This window comes from Microbacterium sp. Soil_N32, assembly GCF_057655505.1.
In genome coordinates, this window is sequence record NZ_JBDGME010000019.1 from 891,506 (window position 1) to 916,414 (window position 24,909).

22 protein-coding genes are annotated in these 24,909 nt (G+C 67.3%); 12 read left to right on the forward strand and 10 right to left on the reverse strand.

Features of this window, described 5'->3' with window-relative positions; all coding sequences use genetic code 11:
• Nucleotides 1–122: 122 nt before the first annotated feature.
• The gene (gene manA, locus AC3A3J_RS12520; RefSeq protein ID WP_487672581.1) at nucleotides 123–1,235 is read right to left on the reverse strand and encodes a mannose-6-phosphate isomerase, class I; all 1,113 of its coding nucleotides are present in this window, start codon (nucleotides 1,233–1,235) and stop codon (nucleotides 123–125) included.
• Between the two features lie 68 nt (nucleotides 1,236–1,303).
• Between manA and AC3A3J_RS12525 the strand changes: the two genes are divergently transcribed.
• Both AC3A3J_RS12525 and AC3A3J_RS12530 read left to right on the forward strand, forming a co-directional pair.
• A complete protein-coding gene (locus AC3A3J_RS12525) occupies nucleotides 1,304–2,719 on the forward strand; it encodes an O-antigen ligase family protein (RefSeq protein WP_487672582.1) in 1,416 nt (471 codons plus the stop codon).
• Nucleotides 2,716–4,014, forward strand: coding sequence for an O-antigen ligase family protein (locus AC3A3J_RS12530; RefSeq protein WP_487672583.1), 1,299 nt, complete (start codon nucleotides 2,716–2,718; stop codon nucleotides 4,012–4,014). The genes AC3A3J_RS12525 and AC3A3J_RS12530 overlap by 4 nt, the downstream gene beginning before the upstream one ends.
• Before the next feature lie 3 nt (nucleotides 4,015–4,017).
• Here the strand turns inward: AC3A3J_RS12530 and galE are convergent, their stop codons facing one another.
• The gene (gene galE / locus AC3A3J_RS12535; RefSeq protein ID WP_487672584.1) at nucleotides 4,018–5,007 is read right to left on the reverse strand and encodes a UDP-glucose 4-epimerase GalE; all 990 of its coding nucleotides are present in this window, start codon (nucleotides 5,005–5,007) and stop codon (nucleotides 4,018–4,020) included.
• Between the two features lie 148 nt (nucleotides 5,008–5,155).
• Between galE and AC3A3J_RS12540 the strand changes: the two genes are divergently transcribed.
• Genes AC3A3J_RS12540 through AC3A3J_RS12550 form a run of 3 tightly spaced genes read left to right on the forward strand, consistent with a single transcriptional unit; the run spans nucleotide 5,156 to nucleotide 8,630 of the window.
• Complete coding sequence (locus AC3A3J_RS12540; protein ID WP_487672585.1) at nucleotides 5,156–7,066, forward strand: glycosyltransferase; 1,911 nt, start codon at nucleotides 5,156–5,158, stop codon at nucleotides 7,064–7,066.
• A complete protein-coding gene (locus AC3A3J_RS12545; protein ID WP_487672586.1) occupies nucleotides 7,063–8,028 on the forward strand; it encodes a glycosyltransferase family 2 protein in 966 nt (321 codons plus the stop codon). The genes AC3A3J_RS12540 and AC3A3J_RS12545 overlap by 4 nt, the downstream gene beginning before the upstream one ends.
• A complete protein-coding gene (locus AC3A3J_RS12550; RefSeq protein WP_487672587.1) occupies nucleotides 8,028–8,630 on the forward strand; it encodes a hypothetical protein in 603 nt (200 codons plus the stop codon). The genes AC3A3J_RS12545 and AC3A3J_RS12550 overlap by 1 nt, the downstream gene beginning before the upstream one ends.
• Before the next feature lie 28 nt (nucleotides 8,631–8,658).
• Here AC3A3J_RS12550 and AC3A3J_RS12555 read toward each other — a convergent pair whose 3' ends face one another.
• Genes AC3A3J_RS12555 through glf form a run of 3 tightly spaced genes read right to left on the reverse strand, consistent with a single transcriptional unit; the run spans nucleotide 8,659 to nucleotide 11,358 of the window.
• Complete coding sequence (locus AC3A3J_RS12555) at nucleotides 8,659–9,393, reverse strand: ABC transporter ATP-binding protein (RefSeq protein WP_487672588.1); 735 nt, start codon at nucleotides 9,391–9,393, stop codon at nucleotides 8,659–8,661.
• Nucleotides 9,393–10,211 (reverse strand): ABC transporter permease, encoded by an 819-nt coding sequence (locus tag AC3A3J_RS12560; RefSeq protein WP_487672589.1) that lies wholly within the window; start codon nucleotides 10,209–10,211, stop codon nucleotides 9,393–9,395. Before AC3A3J_RS12560 ends, AC3A3J_RS12555 begins: the two co-directional genes overlap by 1 nt.
• A gap of 10 nt (nucleotides 10,212–10,221) precedes the next feature.
• Nucleotides 10,222–11,358 carry a UDP-galactopyranose mutase gene (gene glf, locus AC3A3J_RS12565; RefSeq protein ID WP_487672590.1) on the reverse strand — a complete coding sequence of 379 codons (1,137 nt, stop codon included), beginning with the start codon at nucleotides 11,356–11,358 and terminating at the stop codon, nucleotides 10,222–10,224.
• Nucleotides 11,359–11,420: 62 nt separating this feature from the next.
• Here glf and AC3A3J_RS12570 point away from each other — a divergent pair, with 62 nt between their 5' ends.
• A complete protein-coding gene (locus AC3A3J_RS12570; protein ID WP_487672591.1) occupies nucleotides 11,421–11,849 on the forward strand; it encodes a GtrA family protein in 429 nt (142 codons plus the stop codon).
• The gene (locus AC3A3J_RS12575) at nucleotides 11,842–12,810 is read left to right on the forward strand and encodes a glycosyltransferase family 2 protein (RefSeq protein WP_487672592.1); all 969 of its coding nucleotides are present in this window, start codon (nucleotides 11,842–11,844) and stop codon (nucleotides 12,808–12,810) included. The genes AC3A3J_RS12570 and AC3A3J_RS12575 overlap by 8 nt, the downstream gene beginning before the upstream one ends.
• A gap of 1 nt (nucleotide 12,811) precedes the next feature.
• On the opposite strand, the gene AC3A3J_RS12580 is transcribed toward AC3A3J_RS12575, so the two are convergent.
• From AC3A3J_RS12580 to AC3A3J_RS12595, 4 genes are all read right to left on the reverse strand, one after another.
• On the reverse strand, nucleotides 12,812–14,758 hold the full coding sequence (locus AC3A3J_RS12580) for a DUF6541 family protein (protein ID WP_487672593.1): 1,947 nt from the start codon (nucleotides 14,756–14,758) through the stop codon (nucleotides 12,812–12,814).
• Entirely contained in the window at nucleotides 14,758–16,050 is a 1,293-nt protein-coding gene (locus AC3A3J_RS12585; protein WP_487672594.1) for a nucleotide sugar dehydrogenase, read from the reverse strand. The genes AC3A3J_RS12580 and AC3A3J_RS12585 overlap by 1 nt, the downstream gene beginning before the upstream one ends.
• 63 nt (nucleotides 16,051–16,113) lie before the next feature.
• Nucleotides 16,114–17,178 (reverse strand): non-hydrolyzing UDP-N-acetylglucosamine 2-epimerase, encoded by a 1,065-nt coding sequence (gene wecB / locus AC3A3J_RS12590; RefSeq protein ID WP_487672595.1) that lies wholly within the window; start codon nucleotides 17,176–17,178, stop codon nucleotides 16,114–16,116.
• 26 nt (nucleotides 17,179–17,204) lie between these two features.
• Nucleotides 17,205–17,684, reverse strand: coding sequence for a DapH/DapD/GlmU-related protein (locus tag AC3A3J_RS12595; RefSeq protein WP_487672596.1), 480 nt, complete (start codon nucleotides 17,682–17,684; stop codon nucleotides 17,205–17,207).
• Between the two features lie 86 nt (nucleotides 17,685–17,770).
• Between AC3A3J_RS12595 and AC3A3J_RS12600 the strand changes: the two genes are divergently transcribed.
• From AC3A3J_RS12600 to AC3A3J_RS12620, 5 genes are read left to right on the forward strand one after another with little or no spacing between them, the layout of a single operon-like run.
• Complete coding sequence (locus AC3A3J_RS12600; RefSeq protein ID WP_487672597.1) at nucleotides 17,771–18,736, forward strand: dTDP-glucose 4,6-dehydratase; 966 nt, start codon at nucleotides 17,771–17,773, stop codon at nucleotides 18,734–18,736.
• On the forward strand, nucleotides 18,733–19,848 hold the full coding sequence (locus tag AC3A3J_RS12605; RefSeq protein WP_487672598.1) for a DegT/DnrJ/EryC1/StrS family aminotransferase: 1,116 nt from the start codon (nucleotides 18,733–18,735) through the stop codon (nucleotides 19,846–19,848). Before AC3A3J_RS12600 ends, AC3A3J_RS12605 begins: the two co-directional genes overlap by 4 nt.
• The gene (gene hisH, locus AC3A3J_RS12610) at nucleotides 19,845–20,477 is read left to right on the forward strand and encodes an imidazole glycerol phosphate synthase subunit HisH (protein ID WP_487672599.1); all 633 of its coding nucleotides are present in this window, start codon (nucleotides 19,845–19,847) and stop codon (nucleotides 20,475–20,477) included. The genes AC3A3J_RS12605 and hisH overlap by 4 nt, the downstream gene beginning before the upstream one ends.
• Entirely contained in the window at nucleotides 20,477–22,462 is a 1,986-nt protein-coding gene (locus tag AC3A3J_RS12615; RefSeq protein WP_487672600.1) for an N-acetyl sugar amidotransferase, read from the forward strand. Before hisH ends, AC3A3J_RS12615 begins: the two co-directional genes overlap by 1 nt.
• Nucleotides 22,459–23,652, forward strand: coding sequence for a glycosyltransferase family protein (locus AC3A3J_RS12620; protein ID WP_487672601.1), 1,194 nt, complete (start codon nucleotides 22,459–22,461; stop codon nucleotides 23,650–23,652). Before AC3A3J_RS12615 ends, AC3A3J_RS12620 begins: the two co-directional genes overlap by 4 nt.
• Here the strand turns inward: AC3A3J_RS12620 and AC3A3J_RS12625 are convergent.
• On the reverse strand, nucleotides 23,640–24,797 hold the full coding sequence (locus AC3A3J_RS12625; protein WP_487672602.1) for a glycosyltransferase family protein: 1,158 nt from the start codon (nucleotides 24,795–24,797) through the stop codon (nucleotides 23,640–23,642). The genes AC3A3J_RS12620 and AC3A3J_RS12625 overlap by 13 nt on opposite strands.
• Nucleotides 24,798–24,909 lie beyond the last annotated feature (112 nt).

Genomic DNA, 24,909 nt, shown 5'->3' on the forward strand with positions numbered 1-24,909 from the left:
ACCCGTGTCATTCGTCCGGGTCAAGTTGCGGATCGTAAACCCTCAATTCGGTCTTGAAGGTTCTTGACGGCTCATCGGCGTGTCGCTCCCGCGACGGGGTCGCCCGCTCCGGCGCGCAGCGGTCAGCGCCCGGGGCCGGCGACGAACGCCTCGCCCACCCCGGTCAGCGTGACGGTCCCGTCGGGCGCGTCGAGGAAAGCCGCCGTCCCCACCTGCAGAGAGAGGCGCTCTCCCCCGGCGCTCACGGCCACCTCTCCCGAGGTCGCCAGGACCATGGTCGGTCCCTCGGCCTCGATCTCCACCGATTCCGCATCGATCTCGACGCGACGGAGCGCGAAGTCCGGCACCGGCACCTCGTACCGGGTGACAGGGCCGTCGGCCGCCGGCCGGAGTACGGGCACCGACCCCGACGAGGAATCGACCACCGAGAGCAGCTCCGCCACATCGATACGCTTGGGGGTCAACCCGCCTCGCAGCACGTTGTCGCTCGCTGCCATGATCTCCACTCCCAGACCCGAGAGGTAGGCGTGCAGGAGCCCGGCCCGGAGGAACACGCCTTCACCGCGTCGCAGCACGAGGTGGTTCATGAGCAGCGCGACGACGACACCGGGGTCGCCCGGGTAGGTGTCGGAGATCCGTGCGACGGCCTGCACCGATGCCGGGGCATCGCTGCCTGCGGCGCGCACGGCGTCGATGATGCCGTCGACCGCCTCTCCGGCGGAACCGTCGAGCAGCCAGCGCAGAGTGTCGCGCAGAACGTCTCCCGAGCCGCTGAGGCGGTCGCGCAGCGCGCGCACGCCCGGCTCATCGGGCAGACCGTCCAGCAGCGCCAGTGTCTCGTCGACCGGGCGGAGCCCGCTGAGCGACTCGAAGCGGTCGCTCAGCGCGACCAGCAGCTCGGGCTTGTGGTTCGCGTCGCGGTAGTTGCGCTCCGGGGCATCCATCGCGAGACCGGCTTCACGCTCCCACCCCGCGCGGGCCTGCTCCACGGTCGGATGCACCTGGATCGACAGCGGCTGCGCGGCCGCCAGCAGTTTGAGGAGGTAGGGAAGGCGCTCCCCGGTGACCGCGTCGAGCGTTCCGCCGCCGTCGACGTCGGCGGGGTCGCCGGGATGGTCGCCGAACCAGACCTCCGCTTCGGGCGCGTCGGCGGGCCCGCGGCCCTCCAGCGCGGCGAGGAGCGTGGTCGATCCCCAGGCGTAGTCGCGGGGGACGTTCGTCAGGCGAAGCAGCATGACCCCCAGCGTAGGGCCGGGCGACGCCGCTCAGCGACGCACGGGCCGCGCGCGGTAGCCTGATCGCGATGGCCCAGTACACCAAGCATCCGGCAGCGCCCGCGCCGACCGCCCCCGAGCGCGAGTCGACGGGCCATCTGCTGTTGCGCGGCTACGTCATCGTGATCATCTTCGCGACCTTCTCGCACAGCGCGATCTACAACCTCGTCGGGCGCGGCGGCGCTGCCGCTGTGCTCGTCGTGCTCACGCTGTCGACCGTGGCGATCGGCGTGCCCCTCCTCGCGCGCAACCGGCCTCAGCCCTTCCGCTGGCGCCGCCTCCCGTGGAGCGCGGTGGCGTACACCGTGCTGGCGCTGGTGTCGGTCGCGTGGTCGCAGTGGCGCCTCCCGACCATCGTCACTGGCCTGCTCCTCGCCGCGGTCACCGTGAACGGTCTCTTCATCGCCCATGTGCTGACGTGGCGCGAGATCGTCCGCGCCCTCTCGTCGGCGTTCAAGTGGATCCTGGGTCTCTCGCTCGCCCTGGAGCTGTGGGTCTCGCTGGTGGTGCACGGGCCCCTGCTCCCGAACTTCTTCGACCGACCGGACGGCGAGATCGACCCGCAGTGGTACTGGGTGCGCGACAACCTGCTCGACGGCGGACGCATCCAGGGCATCGTCGGCAACGCGAACGTGCTCGCGATCATCTCCCTGTTCGCGCTCATCACCTTCGGCGTGCTGTTCGCCGCGCGGGCACGCTGGCGCACGACCCTCGCGTTGTGGATGTTGCTCGCCGCCTATTTCCTCTTCCGCACAGCATCGGCGACCGCGCTCGTCTGCGCCGCCGTCGCCGCGCTGGCCCTGGTCGCGGCCCTCGCCATGCGGCGCGCCCGCACGCCGAACGCGCGCACACGGGTCTACGTCATCGCCATCGGCGGGTCCGCAGCGGCGTTCGCCGTCGCCTGGCTCCTGCGCGAGCCGCTGCTCGGCCTCCTCGGGCGCAGCGCCGACCTGACCGGCCGCTCCGACAAGATCTGGGGCCAGGTGCTCGAGCGGGCCGTGCAGCATCCGATCGCCGGCAACGGATTCTCGAGCCCCTGGGATGTCGCGGACCCGGCGTTCGCCGGGTGGATCGAGGACCACGGCATCTCCGTGTTCCACGCCCACAACATGTGGCTCGACGTCTTCCTCCAACTCGGCGTCATCGGAGTGCTCCTCATGGCCCTGGCCTACGCCGGGCTCCTCTGGAGGTCGTGGTTCTTCGCTGTCGACCGCCCACGCTGGGACCTCGACGCCGATCGCGACTACTCCCCGCTCACGCTGCTGCCGATCCTCTTCACGATCGTGCTCCTCGTGCAGGGGCTCTCGGAGTCGACGCCGATCATGCTGTGGGGCTGGCTGCTGCTGGTCGTGCTCACTTTCAAGATCAAGTCCGTCCCGCTGGTCGGCGTGGGAGAACGCGAGCAGGTCATCGAGCGCGGCACGGCCGCTCGGCGGGTGCCGTGAGCGCAGCGCACCCCCTCGGGCGCCTGCTCGGTTCCGTCGAGATGGCGCGTGCGTTCACCCTCGCGGTGCTGCTCGCCGCGCTGGGATCGTTCGCCCTCGAGCGACTGACGTCGACGGTCACGCTCGCGACCGTGGTGATCGTGCTCTGCGCGCTCGGCGCCGCCATCCTCTGGGTCCGTCGCGACGAGCTCTCGCCGCTGCGTCTCGCCCCGTTCTCGCTGTACGCGTTCCTCGCGTGGGCGCTCCTCAGCCTCATCTGGACCACGGACAAGACCGAGACGCTGCTCGGATGGTTCGCGTTGTTCGGGTACGCCTTCCTCGCCCTCGTGGTCGGGCACGTACGCGACACGCTGCAGACCGTTCGCGCCCTCGGGGATGCCCTCCGCGCGCTGCTCGCCCTCTCGTTGCTGTTGGAGATCGTCTCGGGCATCCTGCTCGACGTCCCGTTCGCGGCGCTGGCGATCGAGGGACGGATCGCTGAGGGGGGACCGATCCAGGGCGTGTTCGGAAGCCGGAACATGCTCGGTTTCGTCGCGGTGATTGCGCTCATCACGTTCGTGATCGAATGGCGCACGCAGTCGGTGGGGCGCGCCGTGGCGGTCCCGTCGATCGCCCTCGGCGCGCTGCTCGCCTTCCTCTCCGCGTCCCCCACCGTCGTGGTGCTCTCGGCGGCGGTCGGCGTCGTGACCGCGGCGCTCACGCTCGTGCGGCATTCCCCGCCCGCCCGTCGCGGAATCGTGCAGTGGACGCTGGGCGTGCTGGTCGCGATCTCGCTGGTGGTCGCCTTCGTGCTGCGTCACCGCATCATCGCCTGGCTCGATGCCGGATCGGATTTCTCGATCCGCGCCAGTCTGTGGAACGAGATCCTCGACTTCGTCGCGCTGAAGCCCATCGAGGGCTGGGGGTGGTTCGGCCCGTGGGCGCGCGGCGAATACCCGTTCACCTACATCAACTTCCTGCTCGACGACCGGCACCAGAGCGCGCTGAACGCGTTCTTCGACGTTCTCCTCCAGCTCGGCTCGGCGGGACTGGCCCTGTTCCTCGTGCTCGGCGGGGTGGCCGTGGTGCGCTCGTGGCTGGTCGCGAGCGTGCGACGGTCGGTGGTCTACGCGTGGACGCCGATCGTGTTGATCACGCTCGCCGTGGACTCGATGTTCGAGAGCTTCACCCTGTCGGGGGCCGGATGGTTCCTGCTCGTGCTCTGCGCGCTGCGCGCCGGACAGTCGCGATCGTGGCGCGAGAACATCGACGCCACCCACACCGGGACCATACCGACCCTGCGACCGCAGAGCTGAGGTTCAGAGGACCGACGGGAGCTTCTCGGCCCACGCGAGCGCGTCGCGCACACCGTCGTCGACCGAGCGCTCGGCGCGCCAGCCGAGCAGCTCCTCAGCGTGTTCCACGAGCGCGAACGCCCCCGCCTGATCGCCGGGACGGCGCGGCGCCTCGATGGTGGGCAACGGCTCTCCCGTCACACGTTCGAACGCCGCCACGAGTTCGCGCACCGTCACCCCCTCCCCTGCACCGACGTTGATGACGCGGTACGGAGCGTCGCCCGGCACGATCGCGTCGAACCGCTCGACGGCGGCGACGTGGGCGAGCGCGAGATCCCAGACGTGGATGTAGTCACGGATCCCCGAGCCGTCGCGCGTCGGCCAGTCGACGCCCGTGATCGTGAACGGCACACCGTCGGCGCGCGCCTGCATGATCTTGCCGAGGGCGTGCGAGGGGCGCGGATTCTGCAGTCCGGTGCGCAACCGGGGGTCCGCACCGATCGGGTTGAAGTAGCGGAGGGCGATCGCGCGGATGCCGCCCGCAGAGGCTGTGTCGGCCAGGATGCGCTCGACCATGGCCTTCGTCATGGCGTACGGGCTCGCCGGGCCGAGGGTCCCCGATTCGTCGACGCCCTCGCCGCTCTCGCCCGCGTAGACCGAGGCGGAGGAACTGAACACGATGCGCTCGATGCCCGCCCGGCGCAACCGGTCGAGCAGCACGATCGTCTTGCCGACATTCGTGTCGTAGTACCCCAGAGGGTCGGCCACCGACTCCGGCACGACGATCCGGGCGGCGCAATGCACCACCGCGTCGATGTCGGGGTGGTCGGCGAGCACGCGATCGAGCACGGCGGCGTCCGCGATATCGCCGACGTACAGCGGGCGCCCGTGCGCGAACGCACGCAGTCCCGTCGACAGGTCGTCGAGCACCACGGGTTCGTGGCCGGCCTCCTCGCAGGCCGTCGCCACGGTCGAGCCGATGTACCCGGCGCCGCCGGTGATCAATACCTTCATCGGCAGCATCCTATCCGCCGAACCTGCACGGACCGTGCAGCACCACAACGGAACGCGCGTGCACGGACGGTAGGCTACTCCTTGCTCGTAAAGTCCGTCGTTCTCTCTCAACGAGACGATCGGCACGTTGATTCCGGAGAGTACCCCAGTGACCTACGTCCTGCAGAACGTCGTCTTCCCGCTCGACCGTGACCCCGACATCCTGCCGCTGTATGCGGACCCGGAGACGTGGTCGGTCATCGAAGACGAGCCCGTGCGGGTATCGAGTGTCGCCCACCTGGGCAATATTCTCGGTCGCGAGCGCGCGCGCATCGTGGCAGGGCGCCGTGTCTCTTTCGGTACATACTTCAACGCCTTCCCCGCGTCGTATTGGCAACACTGGACGAGCGTTCGCGAAGTACGCCTGACCGTGCGGATGGCTGGGCCCGCGACCATCCTCGTTTACCGGTCGAACGGCGGGGGTGTGCACCAGCGGATCACAACGCGCGAGGTGACAGGCGACTCCAGCACCTCGTTCGACCTCGACCTCACCCAGTACAGCGACGGCGGATGGATATGGTTCGACGTGGTCGCGGACGAGACCCAGGCGATCTTCGAGGGCGCGGAGTGGACCACCGAGCAGGAGCCGGCCCGGTCGGGCAAAGCGTCACTGGGCATCACGACGTATAACAAGCCGGACTACTGCGTGGAGACGTTGCAGGCTCTCGCAGCCTCGCCCGACGTCCTCGCCCTGGTCGACCGCGTCTTCCTCGTGGATCAAGGCACCCAGCTGGTGGCAGAGGAGGCCGGGTTCGACGAGGTCTCCGCACAGCTGGGCGAGACGCTGCAGGTCATCCGGCAGGGCAACCTCGGCGGCTCGGGCGGATTCGCACGTGCGATGCATGAGACGCTGCAACGCCCGGAGAGCGACTTCGTGCAGCTCCTCGACGACGACGTGCGACTCGAGCCCGAGTCGTTGCGCCGTTCGATCGTCTTCGGCCGCTACGCGACCAGTCCGGTCTTGGTGGGCGGGCACATGTTCGATCTCCTCGACCGACCCAAGCTGCACGGCTGGGCCGAGGTGGTCGACGAGGGTCCCTTCATGTGGCGCAATCTGTTCCAGGAGAAGATGCCCCACGACTTCGGTGTCACGAATCTCCGTCAGTCGAAACTTCTCCATATGCGGATGGATGCCGACTACAACGGCTGGTGGATGTGCTTGATCCCGCTCGACGCCGTTCGGGATGTCGGACTCTCCCTCCCCGCGTTCATCAAATGGGACGACGCCGAGTTCTGCCTCCGGGCCGGAGAGGCAGGTTATCCCACCGTCTCCATGCCGGGTGTGGCTCTGTGGCACGTCTCCTGGGTGAACAAGGACGACTCCATCGACTGGCAGGCGTACTTCCACGCTCGCAACCGGATCGTCGCCGGTCTGATCCACTCGAACGCGCCCCGCGGTGGACGTCTCATCCGGCACAGTCGCCGGGTCGACCTCAAGCACCTGATGATGATGCAGTACTACCCAGTCGCTCTGCGCGCGCGAGCGCTGCGCGACGTGCTGTCCGGTCCTGCGCACATGCGCGAGAATCTTGCGACCGCGATGCCCGCAGCGCGCGCACTGGCGAAGGAGTTCCCCGAGACCGTGGTGCACAAGGATCCGGCGCGGGTGCTGCACTCACGCCGTGGCCGCCAAGTCTACAAGCGCCTCGCCAGGAACGAGTTCGACAGTCCGAAGGGACTGCGCCTGCGGGTTTTCACGCTCAGCACGCTGGTCGCGCACTGGCTGCACAAACCGCAGGCGGCGAACGTCGCTCAGCCCGAGGTGGAGTTCGGCAAGGGAGACGCGCAGTGGTGGCGCGTGCCCCTGTTCGACAGCGCCCTCGTCAGCGCAGCCGACGGGTCGGGGAAGAACATCTACACGCGTGATCGCCGGATGTTCCGCCGTATGCTCCGTGACACTGTCCGCCTGCACGCGGAGCTGCAGCGGCGCTGGCCCGAACTGCAGGAGCAGTACCGACGCGCGCTTCCCGACCTGGTGTCCCAGGAGTCGTGGCAGAAGGTCTTCGAGGAGCAGGCATGAGCGCCGGTACCGACGGTTCGTTCGCCCCGGACGCGGCGACAATCGTCATCGTCACATTCAACCGCTCGCACCTGCTGCGCGGCCTGCTGACGAGCATCGCGGCGATGGATCCCAAACCCGGCCGCGTCGTCATCGTCGACAACGCCTCCTCCGACGACACCACCGAGGTGGTCGAGTCGTTCCGGCCCACCATCGACACGGAGATCGTCTACCGTCGGCTCGAGACGAACACCGGCGGATCTGGCGGCTTCAGCGAGGGCATGAGGACCGCGTACGAGCTCGGGTCCGAATGGATCTGGATGATGGACGACGACGTCGAGGTGCTCCCCGACGGTCTCGCGCGGATGGGCGCCTGGGCTCCCCGCTTCAAGAGCATCCAGGGGCGTCGGTACGACTACGACGGGAGCGAGTTCTACTGGCAGTACCGGATCGCCGAACGTATGGGCATCCCGATCCCGTTCGCACCGTCTGGCTTCGACGAGTCCGGGTTCAAGGAGATGAACAGCGGATGTTTCGAGGGCATGTTCATCCACCGCTCGATCGTGCAGCGCATCGGCCTGCCCGACCCTCGCTTCTTCATCTACTGGGACGACCAGATGTACGGGTGGCTCGCCTCGCGTCTGACCACGGCCGTCATCGTCGATGAATTCGTGCTGCGGCGCACGCGGGAGATCAAGCAGTGGGACATGGGCATCCGCCACATGAACGCCTCCAGCAACGCCTACCGCTTTTACATCATGCGCAACCGCGCGTACATCAAGCACTACTACCGGGTGCACGGTGTCTACAACCCGGTGCTCTTCGGACTCGGCACGGCGATGACCTTCGCCAAAGAGCTGATCCGTCTTTTCTTCGTGGAGCGCACCGTGCGCGGCACGAGCAACCTCTTCCGCGGGCTTCGGGAGGGCGGCCGGATCGGTCGCGATCGCACCTGGCAGCCGATGTCGCCTCTGGAGGCGTGATGTCGTCCGAGCAGCAGCCGGAACTCCGTTGGGCACCGCTCCCCCCGAGCCCGAAGAATCGCAGACGAGTCTGGCTCATCGCCGGGCTCGCGATCGTCGCGGTGATGATCGTCGCGCTGCTGCTGTGGTTGTTCCTCCTGGGCGGCGGTGCCCCCTCGAGCGAGCCGACGCCCCGCCCCTCATCCAGCGCAACCACGACCACGACACCGACACCGACACCGACACCGACACCGACGGCCGAGGAGACCGCGGAGCCCACGCCGCAGACCACTCCTCCGCCGGTGGGCGACCCCGACCTCGCCACCTTCGGCGGCATCGTGAAGCCGCGTCTCGACGACGCGACCGCTGCGTTCGGCTTCCTGCCCTCCTTGAGCTCCGCCGACGCGACGCCGGTGGTGGACCAGCTTCAGCAGGACGCCGAGCGGCTCGCCTCTTCGGTCGCGCCGTCGTCGATCTCCGCTTCATGGTCGGATGCCGTGCTGACCTATGCGCAGCGACTCACGACGCTGCGCTCCGCGTATGAAGACGGCTCGTCACCGAACGCGGCACTCGATGAAGCCGCGGCCGCTCTCGCCGATCTGCGGGCCCTCGCCGGGGTCTGAGGACCAGCCGCGAGGTGCGCGCCGAGAGTCAGGTGGCGGCGTCGGCGTTGTAGCGGTCCAGAACCTCGCCGATCGATGCGTCGAGCACCAGGCCGCCGCGGTCGAGGTAGAGGCCGCGCGTGCAGAAACGCCGCAGGTCGCGCTCGTTGTGGCTGACGAAGAAGAGCGTACGTCCGTCGGCGAGGAGTTCGTCGATCCGCTTGTAGCACTTGTCGCGGAACGCCTTGTCTCCGACCGCGAGGACCTCGTCGACGAGGAGGATGGGCTCGTCGAGCTGCGAGACGACCGAGAACGCCAGGCGCACCTTCATGCCGTTGGAGAGGTGCTTGTACGGGGTGTCCTGGAAGTCCTCCAGCTCGGCGAACGCGATGATGTCGTCGTAGCGGCGCGTCACCTCCTGCCGAGACATCCCATGCAGTCCGGCGGTCAGTCGCACGTTCTCACGAACGGACAGGTCCCCGACGAATCCGCCGGTGATCTCGATGAGGGGCGCCACCCCTGCGTTGACGGCGACGTGCCCCTCGTCGGGGAGTAGCACTCCGGCGACGAGACGCAGAAGAGTGGACTTGCCCTGGCCGTTGCGTCCGACGACCCCGATCGACTCTCCAGGGCGCACGCTGAACGAGACGTTGCGAAGAGCCCAGAACTCCCCCGGTTTCGAACGACGCGATGCGCCGGCGAAGAGATCCTTGAAGTTCCGGCGCCCGCGGCGGTTGCGTCGGAAATGCACGCCGAGGTCGACGACGTCGATGGCGAGTTCCATCACAGCTCCTTCAGCACCGGGCGCTCCATGACGCGGAACGTCCACACCCCGAGCGCCAGGATCGCAAACGTCATCACCACGCTGATCACCAGGGTGAAGGGGTTCCACTGATCCGGGAAGAACGGCATGCGGTAGAGCATGAATATCCCCGCAAGCGGGTTGAACGCCCCGAGCGTCTGAAAGATGCCGGGGAGGTCGGTGACGTTGTAGATGATCGGGGTCGCATAGAACATCGCCCGCAGGATGAGAGCCGTCGTCCGCTCCAGGTCGACGAACATCACGCAGAGGGGCGCGACCAGCAGACCGAGTCCGACCAGCAGCACCGTCTGCAGGGCGATGGCGACCGGCATCCACAGCACTCCCCAGCCGATCTGCACCATCTGGGAGGGATCCTTTTCCATCACGAGGTTCACGACGATGAAGATCATGAGCACAGGTAATGAGAAGAGGTACTCGATCCCCTTGCTCAGCACGATCCGGTTCACCCAGATGGTGCGCGGGATGGACGTGGAGCGCACGAGCCGCGCGTCCTTCTTGAACGCGCGCGTGAAATCGGACACGGACGAGTTGAACCACACCCAGGGCAGGAGTGCGCTGATGAGGAAGACGATGTACGGCTCTTCACCCACGTCGCGATGGAAGATCTGCGTGAAGACGAACCAGTAGATGCCGCTCATGACGAGCGGATCCAGCACCGACCACAGATACCCGAGGAGGCTCGTCGAGTAGCGGACCTTGAGGTCGCGCGCCGACAGCAACCACAACGAATGCAGATAGCGTCGGGGCGTCCCCGGCGCTCCGACGGCAGCGTGACTCACGGTCTCGAGTCTACGAGAGGGTGTTGTTCCACAGCGACAGCGCCGAGCCGATGGCCATGTGCATGTCGAGGTACTGATACGTGCCCAGACGGCCGCCGAAGTGCACGCCCGCCTCTCCCTTCGCGAGCTCGCGGTACGCCAGCAGGCCATCACGGTCGGTCGGGGTGTTGACGGGGTAGTACGGCTCGTCGTCGCGGCCGGCGAAACGCGAGAACTCCCGCATGATCACCGTCTTGTCCGACTCGTAGACGTCTTTGCGCTCGGGGTGGAAATGCTTGAACTCGTGGATGCGCGTGTAGGGCACGTCCATGTCGGGGTAGTTCATCACGCTCGTGCCCTGGAAGTCGCCGACGTTCAGCACTTCCTGCTCGAAGTCCAGCGTGCGCCAGCTCAGCGCACCCTCCGCGTAGTCGAAGTAACGGTCGACCGGGCCCGTGTAGACGATGGGGAGCTGGCCGACGGTTGCCCGCTTGTTCAGCGGCTGGGACTCATCGAAGTAGTCGACGTCGAGCTTGACGTCGATGTTGGGGTGGTCCGCCATGCGCTCGAGCCACGCGGTGTAGCCGTCGGTGGGCAGCCCCTCCCAGGTGTCGTTGAAGTACCGGTTGTCGTAGGTGTAGCGCACCGGCAGCCTGCTGATGATGTCACCGGACAGCTTCTGCGGATCGGTCTGCCACTGCTTCGCGGTGTAATCCCGAAAGAACGCCTCGAAGAGAGGACGCCCGACGAGAGCGATGCCCTTCTCCTCGAAGTTCGCCGCGGTCTTGACGTCGAACTCGCCGGCCTGCTCGCGCACCAGTGCGCGAGCCTGGTCGGGCGTGTACGCGGAGTGGAAGAACTGGTTGATCGTGCCGAGGTTCACGGGCATCGGGAAGACGGTGCCCTTGTGCGTCGTGTAGACGCGATGCACGTAATTCGTGAAGGAGGTGAAGCGGTTCACGTACTCCCAGACCGCCGCGTTCGACGTGTGGAAGAGGTGGGCACCGTAGCGGTGCACCTCGATCCCCGTCTCAGGCTCCGCCTCGCTGTAGGCGTTGCCGCCGATGTGGTGGCGGCGATCGATGACGGTGACCTTGCGTCCGGCCTCAGCAGCCCGTTCCGCAATGGTGAGCCCGAAGAAACCCGAGCCGACGACGAGAAGATCCATTCCCCCATCGTATCCGGCCGGTATGCATCGGACCTGCGCGTGCCATCTGAGAGAATCGGAGGATGACCTCTTCCGTTCGCGTCGCGATCCGGCGCGCGTGGGGCGCAAGCGCCGTCCGCTACCTCATCGTCGGGGGGTTCTGTTTCGTCGTCGACGTCGCGCTCCTCTGGGTGGCGCACGAGCTCCTCGGCGTTCCGGTCGCGGTGGCCACGCCCATCGCCTTCCTCGCCTCGTTCGCCGTCACCTACACCCTGCAACGGGTGATCGCCTTCACCTCGGATGCCGTCGTCGTTCCCAGCATCGCCCGCTACACGGCTCTCGTGATCTTCAACACCCTCGCGACGACCGGCATCGTGTGGCTCATGACCGAGTGGGGTGCGGGGTGGCTCGTGGGCAAGACGCTCGCCGTCGTCGCGACCACTGTGTGGAACTACTTCGCCTATCGTTACTGGGTCTTCGCCACCTCTCGCCCGAGGAGAACAGATGTATAAGAACGCGTCGATCGCCGCGGTCGTCCCCGCGTACAGGGAGGAACGGATGATCGCGACGGTCATCCGGACGATGCCGTCTTTTGTGGACCACATCGTCATCGTCGACGACTGCAGCCCCGACGGGACAAGCGACGTCGTCCGAAGCATCGACGACCCGCGCGTGACGCTCATCCGTCACGAGGTGAATCAGGGCGTCGGGGGCGCGATCATCACGGGACACCGCGCCGCGATCGAACTTGGCGCCGACGTGAACGTCGTGATGGCGGGCGACGCGCAGATGGATCCCGACTACCTCCCGGACCTTCTCGATCGCGTCACGGACGGCGGATTCGGCTTCGCGAAGGCGAACCGCTTCTACTCCCCGGATTCGTTCGAGGGGATGCCCGGGCATCGCGTGCTCGGCAACATCGTGCTCTCGTTCTTCACGAAGATGTCCTCCGGCTACTGGAACCTCTTCGACCCGCAGAACGGGTACACCGCTGTACGCACCGAGGTCCTCCGCCGAATCGCGCTGGAGCGTGTCGCGAGGAGATACAGCTTCGAGAACGACCTGCTCATCCGGCTGAACATCGCGCAGGTGTCGGCCACGGATGTCCCGATCCCGGCCGTCTACGGCGACGAGGTGTCGAGCATCCGCCTGAGCAAGGTGATCCCCGAGCTCCTGCATCGACTCACCGTCGGCTACTGGTCGCGGATCTGGTACCGCTATGTCCTGTGGTCCTTCTCCCCGATCGCTCTGCTGCTCTTCGGCGGCCTTCTCCTGACGCTCCTGGGATTGGGTATCACGGTCTGGGTGATGTTCCAGATCGCGGGTTCGGTCGTGGCGACCGCAGCGACCGTGATGCTGGCGGCTGTGCCGTTGATGCTGGGCTTCCAGATGCTCCTCTCCGCCCTACAGCTGGACATTCAGGCGACGCCCGACGCGCCGGATCAGAAGCCGTTCGAACCGGCGCGCCTTTGAATCAGCGGCAGGCCACGATCTCGTAGAGCCGCGCATCCCCCTCGGCATCCGCCAACCGGACAACGGCGCCGAGGTTCTCGAGGCCGGGGTAGGTGTGGTCGCCGTTGTGGATCTCCTGCGACCCGAAGTCCAGCACCCAGCGCGTGCGGGTGCGCTCGAGCGCCTCGCACACCTGCGAGTCTGTCTCGGCGGCATTGAGGTTCTCGGTGATCGTCACCATGTCGGGCGACAGCTCCTGGAAGATGTGCGGCACGAGAGCTCGGCGGTCCGCGAGAGCGAAGCTCAGCGACGCTCCGGTCCAGGGGTTGCCCACGATCACGTCGTCTTCAGGGACGGTGTCGGGCAGACGGGCGAGGAGTTCGCGCTCGTCGTTCGTGAGCAGCGGCGACCAGTCCGCCTGCTGGTACATCGACGCGGTGTTCGCCGTCTCCTCGGCCAGTGCCGACCCCGCCTGCGTCGCCAGCAGAACGCCGATCCCGAGCGCTGCGCCGACGATCCCGGGAACGCGACGGAGGGCGGGTCGACGCTCCGCACGTGCGAGTCGGGACACCCCGGCCACCACCCCGACCACGCCGAGAGCACCCAGTGGCACGAGATAGGCGGGCATGAGCGCGGCGATGCGGTAGATGTCCTGGTACCACGTACCCGTCAGCCAGAAACGAAACCCTCCGGCCGGGAACGCGATGCACACCAGGTAGAGGAAGGCCATGGCGGCTGCTGAACCGATCAGCCACCACTGGGCGCGCCAACGGCGGATCGCGAGGATGGAAACCACCCCCAGGGCAGCAGCCGCGGAGACGATCCACGCCGCCGGTCGCCACACCAGTCCGCCCGAGAGCAGCTGAAGAGTAGCGTCCTCCAGCGTGGCGGAGGGGGGCCAGAAGGCCAGCCCGCGCTCCGGCCGAGCCTTGATGAACAGCAGGATCGCGACGGCTAGGGCCAGCAGGACGGCGCCGAGGGCCCAGAGCCACCGGCGTCTTCCCTCGGGCTCGGCCCTGAGCCACGCCTGCCCCACGCCGGCGAAGGCCAGCAGGAAGGCGGGAAGGAAGAACGCCATGAGCGTGCTCGGATGCGCCAGCGCCAGGGTCGGCACAATCGCCACCAGGAGGAGCCATCGCAGAACGACGTCCGGACGGCGACCGCGCCCCACGCCCGAGACCAGCACGGCCGCGGCGATCGCTGAGGGGAGCAGGGCGATGGAGAGCACGTTGGGATAGAGCACCCCGAAGTCGAGCATCAGGAGCGGGAAGGCGGCCATACCCACGGCGAGTGCACCCGCCGCGATGTTCGCGCCGACGTGACCACCGACGATCGTGCGGACGAGCCAGAGGCACGACACCGGCCACACGACCGCGCCGAGCATGACGCTGACGACATTGACCGAAGCCGGGACACCGGCACCGCTCATCTCGGCGACGGTCGACACCACGATGTGCCACAGGTCCGGATAGAAACCCGGAAGCAGCTGCCCGGTGGGCGCGATGATCCCGTTGTCCATCACCTGCCGCACGGCATTGAGATGGTAGATGTTGTCGAACGTCTGCGAGATGTTGGAGGGCTCCCCCAGTGCCGACATCAGCCGGACGGCGGCCAGGATCGCCACCACGGCCACGACGACGAAGGGCAGAGTCGCCCGCAGGAGACCTTCGGGAGCGGGGATCGCCGGAGCTCGGTCGTGCCGCGCTGCGAAGCGGGCCATGCCGAGACGGAGAGCCGAGGCCGCCGCCAGGAGGAGGATCGTACCCACCACCCACGCGAGCGGACTCCAACGGAACGGCACGACGATATCCAGCAGGCCGGCCGCAGTCAGCATCGCGAGCGAGAGCGGTGCCGACGCCGCCAAGACGTCGAAGCCCCGCAGCCGCACGATGAGCGCCGCGAGCGCACCGGGGACGAAGAGGATGACCGCCGCGATCAGGAAGGTCGGCCAGTGATCGAGCCAGGCCATCATCCGCGCCCGACCACGAGGCGGGGAACACCCGCCCAGAGCCGCGCATCCGTGGCCGCCCGCCCGTCCACCAGGAGTTTGACACCGGGTAGCTGAGCCGGCGTGAGCTCACGATAGACGGCGTGATCGGTGTGGAGGATGGCAAGATCGACCGTGTCCCCCGGGCGGTGAGGAGTGAGTCCCAGCGCGCGGAGGTCGTCATCGGTATAGAGCGGGTCGTGAACCGTGACCTCGGCGCCCCTGGTGCGCAGAGCATCGACGGTGGGGAACACTCCAGAGAACGCCGTTTCCCGCACGCCGCCGCGGTATGACGCCCCGAGGACCACTGCCCGTTGCCCCTCCAGAGAACCGAGCATCTCCTCCGCCCGCGCGACCAGACGCTCAGGCATCGATTCGTTCAGTGCACGAGCCGAGCGGACGATCTCCGCATCCGGGTCGGTCGAGAGATAGAGCTTGGGGTACACGGGGATGCAGTGCCCGCCCACCGCGATTCCCGGCTGGTGGATATGGCTGAACACCTGCGAGTTGCAGGCCTCGATGACCTGATGCACATCGATCCCGTTGTCGGCCGCGAAGAGGGCGAACTGGTTGGCGAGTCCGATGTTCACATCGCGATACGTCGTCTCGGCGAGCTTGGCCATCTCGGCCGCTTCGGCGCTGCCGAGGTCCCATACGCCGTTGCGGCGCGCCAGATCGGGGCGTTCATCGAACTCCAACACCTCCTCGTAGAAGCGCTTCGCCCGCCGCCCTCCCTCGTCGGACAGCCCCCCGATCAGCTTCGGGTATCGGCGCAGGTCGGCGAAGATGCGCCCGGAGTAGACGCGCTCCGGAGAGAACACCACATGAAAATCTCTGCCCTCGGTCAGCCCCGAGATGCGCTCGATCGCGGGCGCGAAACGCTCTCGGGTGGTTCCGACGGGAAGCGTCGTCTCGTACGAGACCAGGGTTCCCGGCCGCAGGTGCTCCGCGAGGGATGCCGTCGCAGCGTCCATCCACTCGAACTCCGGCTGCGCGGTCTGTTCGTTCACGAAGAGCGGGACGACGACCACCACCACCTCCGCCTCGGGGATCGCCTCGGCGTAATCCGTCGTGGCGCGCAGGCGTGCCGCGGCGAGCGCCGACGTCAAGCGCTCCTGCATCCCGAATTCCCCCGGGAACGGTTCGATGCCGGCGTTGACCGCCTCGACCACGGTCGTGCTGACATCCACCCCGGTGACGTCGTGCCCCCGATCCGCGAACTGCAGGGCAAGAGGAAGCCCGATCTTTCCGAGGGCCACGACGGCAATACGCATGAGGAACAGTCTATGGCCGCGCCCCGGCCGCACATGATCCGGCACCGGTCCCGGCGTGCGCGGTCACGCGCGTCGGTGCAGCTCCTCGATCACCCGCTGCGAAGCGTGACCGTCGCCGTACGGCGCCTCCTCGGTATCGCGCGGGCGGGGCCGCGTCGCCGCGGCCGCAATCGCCTCCCCGGACGTCGCGAGGACGTTCCACCCCAGCTGCACGGTCTCCACCCATTCGGTCTCGGTCCGCACCGTCGTGCACGGCACCTTCAAGAGGAAGGCCTCCTTCTGAAGTCCGCCGGAGTCGGTGATCACGCCGGCGCTCGAGAGGGCGGCCGCGATGAGGTCGGCGTAGGCGAGAGGCGGGTGGGCCTGCAGCGAGCCGCGCGTCAGGGAGATCCCATGAGCCGCCGCCTTCGCGGTGACACGAGGATGGGCGAGCAGGACGACCGTCTTGTCCAACGCGGCGAGCGCATCGACGATCTCGGCGAGACGGACGGGATCGTCGGTGTTCTCCGCGCGGTGGATCGTCGCGACGTAGTAGGAGCCGGAGGGCAGGCCCAGCGCTGTCTGAAGCGCGGAAGCACCCACGGGAAGCGTGTCCCGGACGTCGAAGAGGACGTCTGTCATGACGTCTCCGACGAGCACGGTCCGCTCCCCCAAACCCTCCCGACGGAGGTGTTCGACAGCGACCTGCGTCGGTGCAAGGAGGAGGTCCGCCGCGTGATCCGTCAGCACCCGGTTGTGCTCCTCGGGCATGCGCCGGTTGAAACTCCGAAGCCCCGCTTCCAGATGTGCGACGGGGATGTGCATCTTGACGGCGCTGACCGTCGCGGCGAGCGTCGAGTTGGTGTCGCCGTATGCCAGGACCCAGTCGGGGCGGTGCTCGTCGAAGACCGCATCCAGCGCGGACATCATGGCGCCGGTCTGCACACCGTGCGACCCGCTGCCGACCCCGAGATGGACGTCCGGCGTGCCGATGCCGAGCTCATCGAAGAAGACGTCCGAGAGCATGGGGTCGTAGTGCTGGCCGGTGTGCACGATGACGTGCTGCACCCCCGCCGCACGGGCGGCACGGTGAATGGGGGCGAGCTTGACGAACTGCGGACGTGCGCCGACGACACTCAGGATGATCACTCGTCCACCATACGGTCCTCGCCGCTTCAGGCTCGGTGCGCTTCCGCGCCCTCCTCGCCGGCGAATCGCCGTGCGGCTCCTTCGTGGACGCGCGCGGGCACACCGCGGAGAACGCTGAAGGGCGGAGCCACGGTGTTCTCCACCACCACGGCGCCGGCAGCGACGACGCTGTGATCCCCGATGTCCGCACCCATCAGGATCACGGCGTTCGCGCCGACATGAACGTTCCTCCCTATCCGCGTCGGACGACGGCGAATATCCCGCTCCCGATCGGAGACGCAGCGTTCGACCGTGGAATGCGAGTAGATCTGCGCTCCGGCCGAGATGTCGCATCCGTACCCGATGACGAGACCCCCGCTTCCGTCGATCACGGTGAACGCGCCGATCCAGACGTCCTCACCAATCTCCGGGCTGCCCACGATCCAGGCGTGGGGGTTGTAACGGTTCCGGGGCAGGCCGTGCCACTCCGGCGCTTCCGACACCCCGTCTGCTGCTGCGTCACTCACGGTGGAACCCCCTCGGTCGCCTATGATACTGAGCAGTCTGCCTGCTTCCGTGTCTCGGGAGCCACGCCTCGAGAGAGTTTCCAGAAATGTCCGTGCGCTCGAAATCCATCCTCATCACCGGCGGTGCCGGCTTCATCGGTAGCCACCTCGTCGACCGGCTCATTCAGGACGAACCGCGGCGCATAACCGTGGTCGACAACTTCTTCCTCGGCAGTGCCGACAACCTCGCGGAAGCGAAGGCGGCGCGTCCCGACCTCGAGATCATCCGACTCGACGCGTCCGATCTCGCCGCGATGCAGGATGTGGTGACCGCCCATGAGATCGACACCGTCTTCGACCTCGCCGTGATCCCGCTGCCGACATCGCTGACCTACCCCGCGTGGACGGTGCAGACGAACGTCGGGATCGCGACCACGTTCTGCGAGATCGCCCGCCGGGGTCTCGTCGAACGACTCATCCACGTGTCCAGCTCGGAGGCGTACGGCTCCGCCCGCTACATCCCGATGGACGAAGGGCACCCGCACGACGCGATCACGCCCTATGCGGCGAGCAAGTCCGCCGCCGACCACATCATCGAGTCCTATGTGCAGACGTTCGGGATCGACGCGACGGTTATCCGCCCCTTCAACAACATCGGGCCGCGCCAGAACCCCGGCTCCTACGCGGGGATCGTGCCGATCATCGTGCGCCGTGTACTCGACGGCCAGCCGATCGAGATCTACGGAGACGGTGAACAGACCCGCGACTTCATCTTCGTGAAGGACAGCGCGGACCTCATCGCGCAGGTGCACGACAGCGCCGAATGCCGCGGAAAGGTGCTGAACCTGGCCACCGGCGTGGAGACATCGGTGAACGAACTCATCGCGCGCATCCTTCAGAAGATGGATCGTCCCGACCACCCCGTCTTCCACTCGGCCGAGCGCCCCGGGGACGTCCGCCGTCACCTCGCGGACGTGTCGAAGCTCGAGTCGCTGCTCGGGCACCAGTCCCCCCGCCTCACGGATGACGCCCTGGGCGAGACCGTGGACTGGTACGTGTCGGTGCTGTCGTGAGGCTGAACATCCCCCTCACCGGCGCCGCCGAAGTGGACGGCGTCCGCGAGGTGATCGAGTCCGGCTACCTGACTCAGGGAGCGAAGACCGCAGCCTTCGAGGAATCCATCCGTGCCTACACCTCCGCGCGCCACGCTGCAGCGGTGAGCTCGGCCACCACGGGCCTCCATCTCGCGCTCGTGGGGCTCGGCGTCGCCCCCGGCGACGAGGTCGTCATTCCAGGGTTCAGCTTCCCCGCCACGGCGAACGCCGTGCTCCAGCAGGGCGCGGTACCGGTCTTCGTCGATATCGACGAAGAAACGTTCAACCTCGATCCGTCGCTGCTCGAGGCGGCCATCACCGAGCGCACTCGAGTGATCATGCCCGTTCACGCCTTCGGCTTGTGCGCCGACATGGACCCCGTCAACGCCGTCGGCGCTCGGCACGGGCTCCCGGTGCTCGAGGATGCCGCGTGCGCCCTCGGGGGCACGTACAACGGCCGGCACGCCGGGACGCTCGGCACGGCGGGCGTGTTCTCCTTCCACCCGAGGAAGATCATCACCACCGCCGAGGGCGGCATGATCACGACCGCCGACGACGAGCTCGCGGCGCGGATTGCCGTGCTCCGTGCTCATGGCGCGGTCCGCGGCGAACTCTTCATGGAGTTCGTCGATGCGGGCTTCAACTACCGCCTCAGCGATGTGCACGCGGCGATCGGACTCGCGCAGATGCAGCGGGTCGAGGAGATCGTGTCGGGTCGGCGTCGGGCGGCTGCCGAGCTCACGGAGCGGATCGCCGACATCGATGGTGTGCGCCCGCCCGCTCAGCCCGAGGGCGTCGAACACACCTTCCAGTCCTACGTCGTGCTGCTCGACGACGACATCGACCGTGACGAGGTCATCCGCCGCATGCGGGAGCACGACATCGAAACCACGTTGGGCACGTACGGCATGCACCTGCAACCGTACTTCCGCGAGCGTTTCGGAATCGACGACGAGGCGCTCCCCCACACCACCCGTGCGCATCATCAGGCCCTGACCCTGCCGCTGTACCCGCAGCTGCGCGCAGAGGACATGGACGCGATCGACCGGGCGCTGCGAGCCAGTATCGACGATAGTCGGCGGGCCCGATGAGCATCGCGGACGTCACGATCGTCGACTACGGCGCCGGGAACCTCGGATCGCTGCGCAACGCTCTGTCCAAGGCGGGGCGCAGTTCGGAGACCACCTTCGACCCCGACGTGGTCGCGAAGGCGCGGCGCATCATCCTGCCCGGGGTGGGGTCGTTCGACCACGCCGTCACACGGCTCACATCGAGCGGCCTCGGGGAAGCGGTCACGACGGCGGCACGCGAGCGCGGAACACCCGTCGCCGGGGTGTGCCTCGGTATGCAGCTCATCATGGATGGCAGCGAAGAAGGTGTGCTTCCCGGACTCGGCCTCATCCCCGGACACGCGCGACGCTTCCCGGATCGCATCGGCGAGAGCCGCCTGCTCGTCCCGCACATGGGGTGGAGCGAGGCGATCGCTGCGAAACCGTCCCGACTCGCCCCCTCGCTGGGGAAGGGCGGCCGCTTCTATTTCGTCCACTCCTATGCCGTCGTACCGGAGCAGGAGGATGACGTCCTCACCTGGACGGATTACGGTCACCGATACGCCTCCTCCGTTGAGCGCGGGAACGTCATCGGCATTCAATTCCACCCCGAGAAGAGTCATCGCTACGGCCTGGCACTTCTCGGCGAGTTCGCTTCGGCGGAGGTCTGATGCACGTCTATCCCCGGGTGATCCCGGTCCTTCTCCTCGAAGAGGAGCGGCTCGTCAAAACACGACGCTTCGATGACGCGCGGTATGTCGGCGACCCGGTGAATGTCATCAGCATCTTCAACGACCTCGAGGTCGACGAACTGATGATCCTCGACATCGGCGCGGCGCGGCGCCGCGAGCCCGCGCCGCTCCCTCTCCTCTCCCGCATCGCCAGCGAAGCGTTCATCCCGCTCGCATACGGAGGGGGAGTCGAGACGCCCGAGCAGGCGCAGGCGATCATCGCCGTCGGCTTCGAGAAGATCGTGGTCAACACTGCGCTGCTGACGCGGACCGACGCCGTGAAGGAGATGGTGCGAACGTTGGGGTCGCAGGCCATCGTCGGTGCGCTCGACGCCCGCCTCACCGACGGGGGCTACGTACCCTACGCCGAGGGGGGCGCGAACGCCGCGCCTCTGTCGCTGACGGAGTGGGTGGCCCTTGCCACCGAGGCCGGCGTGGGCGAGATCCTCGTCACCAACATCGAACGGGAGGGAACGCGCGACGGCATCGACCTCGACCTCGTCCGCGCCGTCTCCGACCTCGCCGAGGTTCCGGTGATCGCCCACGGCGGTGCGGGACGTCGGGATGACCTCGTCTCCCCCATCGAGCACGCGGGCGCGTCGGCCGTCGCCGCCGGCACCGCCTTCGTCATGCAGTCGGGTCGCGACAGCGTGCTGATCAACTACCCCACGAGGCCGCAGATCGACGCGCTTTTCGGCCACCTCTTCGCCGGTCGCGGTGAGAGCATCGCCGTGAAGACGGACGAAAGGGAGGGGGACGCTATCGGCGCGCAAGAGTTCCTTGCTTCCCCCGCGGTCTGTCGTCGCTGCATCATCACCGCCGACGTGCCCGGGTCCGCCTTCGATGCGGATGGAGTCTGCTACTACTGCCACCTCCACGACTCGCTGGACAAGCAATATCCGATCGGTCCCGAGAGCGAGAAGGCCCTCGACGCGTTCGTCGCTGAGCTGAAGGCGGCCGGCCGGGGCAAGAAGTACGACTGCATCATGGGCGTCAGCGGCGGCACGGACTCCTCCTTCCTCGCCCACCTCCTGGTATCGAAGGGCGTCCGCCCCCTCGCGGTGCATTTCGACAACACATGGAACTCCCCGACGGCGACCTCGAACATCTTCGCGGTGCTCGACAAGCTCGGCGTGGACCTCGAGACGTACGTCGTCGACAACGCCGAGTACGACGACATCTATCGCGCCTTCATGCTCGCCGGAGTCAAGGACATTGAGGCGCCCACCGACATCGGGTTCATGGGCGTGCTCTACCGCGCCGCCGAGAAGCACGGCATCCGCCACATCGTCGAGGGCCATTCGTTCCGCACGGAAGGGGTCTCCCCGATGGGGTGGCTCTACATGGACGGTGGGTACATCAAGGGCGTCCATGAAAGATTCGGGCGTCTCCCGATGAAGACCTATCCGAACCTGGACTTCCTGAACTTCGTCAAGTGGTCCGCCTTCAGTCGCATCCAGCGCACCCGCCCCCTCTATTGGATCGACTACAACAAGGAGCAGGCCAAGCGGTTCCTGGCGGACGAGTTCGGATGGCAGTGGTATGGCGGTCACCATCTGGAGAACCGTTTCACCGCCTTCTACCACACCTACTTCCTCCCGACGCGTTTCGGGATCAACTTCCGGCAGATCGAGCTCTCGGCCCTCGTCCGTTCCGGCCAGATGGACCGCGCGGTCGCCGCGGAGCAGTTCATCGAACCGCGGCACGGGGATCCTGAGCTGATCGCCATGGTGAAGAAGCGGCTCGGATTCGACGACGCCGGATTCGAGCACGTCATGACGATGCCGAAGAAGCAGTACACCGACTACCGGACCTACAAGCGTCGCTTCGAACTCCTGCGGCCTTTCTTCTGGCTCATGTGGAAACTCGATCGCGTCCCCAAGAGCTTCTACGTGAAGTTCTGCATCCCCCGCTCCCGGCGATGACGAACGACGCGACAACGCTGGTCTTCCGGAGGCAGAAGGCGCTGCTGCGCTGGTTCTCGCGGATCTTCGCCCCGTTCGCGCTCTTCACCCGCCGCCTCGACTGGGTGGTCGGTCCGGAGGACATCGCGCTCATGGCCACGCATATCGCCGAGGCCCTGCCGCGCAGCTACACCGCCATCCACGCACGGAACCCCTTCTACTCCGTCGGTTACGACGCCGTGATCCAGAAGCCGTCGACGGCGTTCGGGGGCAGGCTCGCCACCTGGCGCCGCCTTTACGGAGGACCGCTCCTGCTGGCCTGGCTCGTCAACCGCGCGCGCGGGTTCATCTACGTCGGCGGCGGCGCGTTCCTCGAGGGGCACCACGATGAGCGGGAGTTCGAGCTCGCCTTCCTCCGGGCACGCGGGAAACGCCTCGTGTGCTACTTCACCGGCAACGACATCCGCTCACCGAAGCTGTCGCTCGAGCAGGCGGCGCTGACGGGACGCCCCAACATCGGGTCGATTCTGACAACTATCGACCCCGTGTTCGGGGACCCCACCTACGACGACGCTCGTCGAAAGCGTGCGGAGGTGGCGGAACGGTACTCGGAGGTCATCTTCACCGCGCGCAACGATCAGATCTCCTACCTCCAGTCCCCCACCCAGCCGTTCCTCTACTTCTACCCCGATGGACAGTTCGCGCCCCCGTCGGCGAAGTTCGACCGGACGGACCGTATCGTGGTGGTCCACGCACCGTCGAACCCCCTGCTCAAGGGCACCGAGAACGTGCGCGAGGCGATGCGGCGAATCGTCGCCGCCCACCCGCACGTGGAGTACCGAGAACTCATCGGGGTACCTCACGAGGAGGTGATCGCCGCCCTCGACGACGCGCACATCGCACTCAACGAGTTCCACGCGTCGATGCCCGGAGTCTTCGGCATCGAGGCCATGGCCCGTCGGTGCGTGCTCGTGACGAGCGCTCGCGTATCGGACGAACCCGATCTGGGCCCCGACGCCGAGGGGGCCTGGGTCGTGGCGGATGTGCACACTCTGTTCGACGTCGTCGAGGATCTCGTCGACAGGCCCGACACTCTCCAGGAGAAGGCCGATCGCGGCTGGGAATGGGCGAAGCGACATGCATCCGCGTCGGCATGCAGCGTCGCGCTCACCCGGGCGTTGAGCCGCCCGGGTGTCACTCAGCGGGACTGAACGATCGCGGCCACCGCCGCAGCCCACTTCTCGACCTGCACCTCGGCCGACAGGTCTCCGGCATGCTCCTGCGCCGCCGCCTTGAACGCATCGACGCGGTCGGGGGTCAGGCCGTCGATAGCCGCGCGGATGCTGCGCTGCGAGAAGTCGTCCGTCACGACGCCGAGCTCGCGCTCCCGAACGATACCGGCCATCTCGATCGACGGACCGACGATGATCCCGAGGCGCGCCTGCACGAAGTCGAAGAACTTGTTCGGCAGCGCGAGGGCGTTGTTCTCACTCGTCGGCGGCAACACGTGGATCCCCACGTCGTAACCGTGCAGCGTGTCGATCAGCTCCGCCTGCGTCACCGGCTCGCGCACGGTGACGCGCGGGCCCAGTTCAGCGGCGAGGGCGACCAACTGCTCGCGGTCGGTGGGCGGATTGTAGGTCAGGAAGAGATCGAGGGTGACATCGGCCGAAGACTCCGCTGCGGCACGCATGATCTCGGCGAGTCCACGCTCTCGGAACGGGTTGCCGCTGTGCACGAGGCGGATCGTCGCCCCCGTGGGCGACGGGGTGACCGGACGATGAGGCGTGGCGTTCGTCACCACATCGGGCTGCAGTCCGTACGCGCGATACCTTTTCGCGATCTCCGCACCCACGGTTGTGGACGAACGCACGCGCGAGGCGTACCGAGTGATCAACCAGGTCCAGTACCGACGCTGGCGCTGACCGAGCTTCGAATCGTCGACGGGCAGACCGGGATAGAACTCGTGCAGGTCCGCGTGGACGCGATCGGCACCCGCGAGCGAGATCGCGGCGCCCAGTGTTTCCGCATCGTTCGCCAGGACGGCGTCGAAGGTCCGTCCTCGCAACCGCGCCCGCGTCTGCCGGACCAGCGGCAGACGGTCGTAGCTCCAACGGAACCATTCGCGTTCGCGGGCGACATCGTCGAGGAGGTTGCCGAGGCGTCCGCGCGGCGGCACGTCGCTGGCGTCGAGGGGGACATGTTCCACATCGGCATGCGGCGACGCGCCGGGCGAGCACGTGACCACGTCGTACTCCCCCGCGAGACGGTGAACCTGCTTCATGACTCGCGGATCGACGTCGATCGCGTCGTAGGACAGGATGAGCAGGCGCGCCCGCCCCGACTTCGCGGTCACCGCGCCACGCCGTTCGGAAGTGAAGGACGGTGGTCGGCGGCAGCAGCGAGTCGGTCACCCATGTCCTCCAGTGTAGGAGGGACGGGACCCGTTCCAGGATTCGCCGAGCAGC

What these genes read in the sequence shown, in the direction of transcription:
- manA (WP_487672581.1), bottom strand. Translation starts at nt 1,235, where the DNA reads ATGCTGCTTCGCCTGACGAACGTCCCCCGCGACTACGCCTGGGGATCG.
- AC3A3J_RS12525 (WP_487672582.1), top strand. Translation starts at nt 1,304, where the DNA reads ATGGCCCAGTACACCAAGCATCCGGCAGCGCCCGCGCCGACCGCCCCC.
- galE (WP_487672584.1), bottom strand. Translation starts at nt 5,007, where the DNA reads ATGAAGGTATTGATCACCGGCGGCGCCGGGTACATCGGCTCGACCGTG.
- AC3A3J_RS12545 (WP_487672586.1), top strand. Translation starts at nt 7,063, where the DNA reads ATGAGCGCCGGTACCGACGGTTCGTTCGCCCCGGACGCGGCGACAATC.
- AC3A3J_RS12550 (WP_487672587.1), top strand. Translation starts at nt 8,028, where the DNA reads ATGTCGTCCGAGCAGCAGCCGGAACTCCGTTGGGCACCGCTCCCCCCG.
- AC3A3J_RS12555 (WP_487672588.1), bottom strand. Translation starts at nt 9,393, where the DNA reads ATGGAACTCGCCATCGACGTCGTCGACCTCGGCGTGCATTTCCGACGC.
- glf (WP_487672590.1), bottom strand. Translation starts at nt 11,358, where the DNA reads ATGGATCTTCTCGTCGTCGGCTCGGGTTTCTTCGGGCTCACCATTGCG.
- AC3A3J_RS12570 (WP_487672591.1), top strand. Translation starts at nt 11,421, where the DNA reads ATGACCTCTTCCGTTCGCGTCGCGATCCGGCGCGCGTGGGGCGCAAGC.
- AC3A3J_RS12575 (WP_487672592.1), top strand. Translation starts at nt 11,842, where the DNA reads ATGTATAAGAACGCGTCGATCGCCGCGGTCGTCCCCGCGTACAGGGAG.
- AC3A3J_RS12580 (WP_487672593.1), bottom strand. Translation starts at nt 14,758, where the DNA reads ATGGCCTGGCTCGATCACTGGCCGACCTTCCTGATCGCGGCGGTCATC.
- AC3A3J_RS12585 (WP_487672594.1), bottom strand. Translation starts at nt 16,050, where the DNA reads ATGCGTATTGCCGTCGTGGCCCTCGGAAAGATCGGGCTTCCTCTTGCC.
- AC3A3J_RS12600 (WP_487672597.1), top strand. Translation starts at nt 17,771, where the DNA reads ATGTCCGTGCGCTCGAAATCCATCCTCATCACCGGCGGTGCCGGCTTC.
- hisH (WP_487672599.1), top strand. Translation starts at nt 19,845, where the DNA reads ATGAGCATCGCGGACGTCACGATCGTCGACTACGGCGCCGGGAACCTC.
- AC3A3J_RS12615 (WP_487672600.1), top strand. Translation starts at nt 20,477, where the DNA reads ATGCACGTCTATCCCCGGGTGATCCCGGTCCTTCTCCTCGAAGAGGAG.
- AC3A3J_RS12620 (WP_487672601.1), top strand. Translation starts at nt 22,459, where the DNA reads ATGACGAACGACGCGACAACGCTGGTCTTCCGGAGGCAGAAGGCGCTG.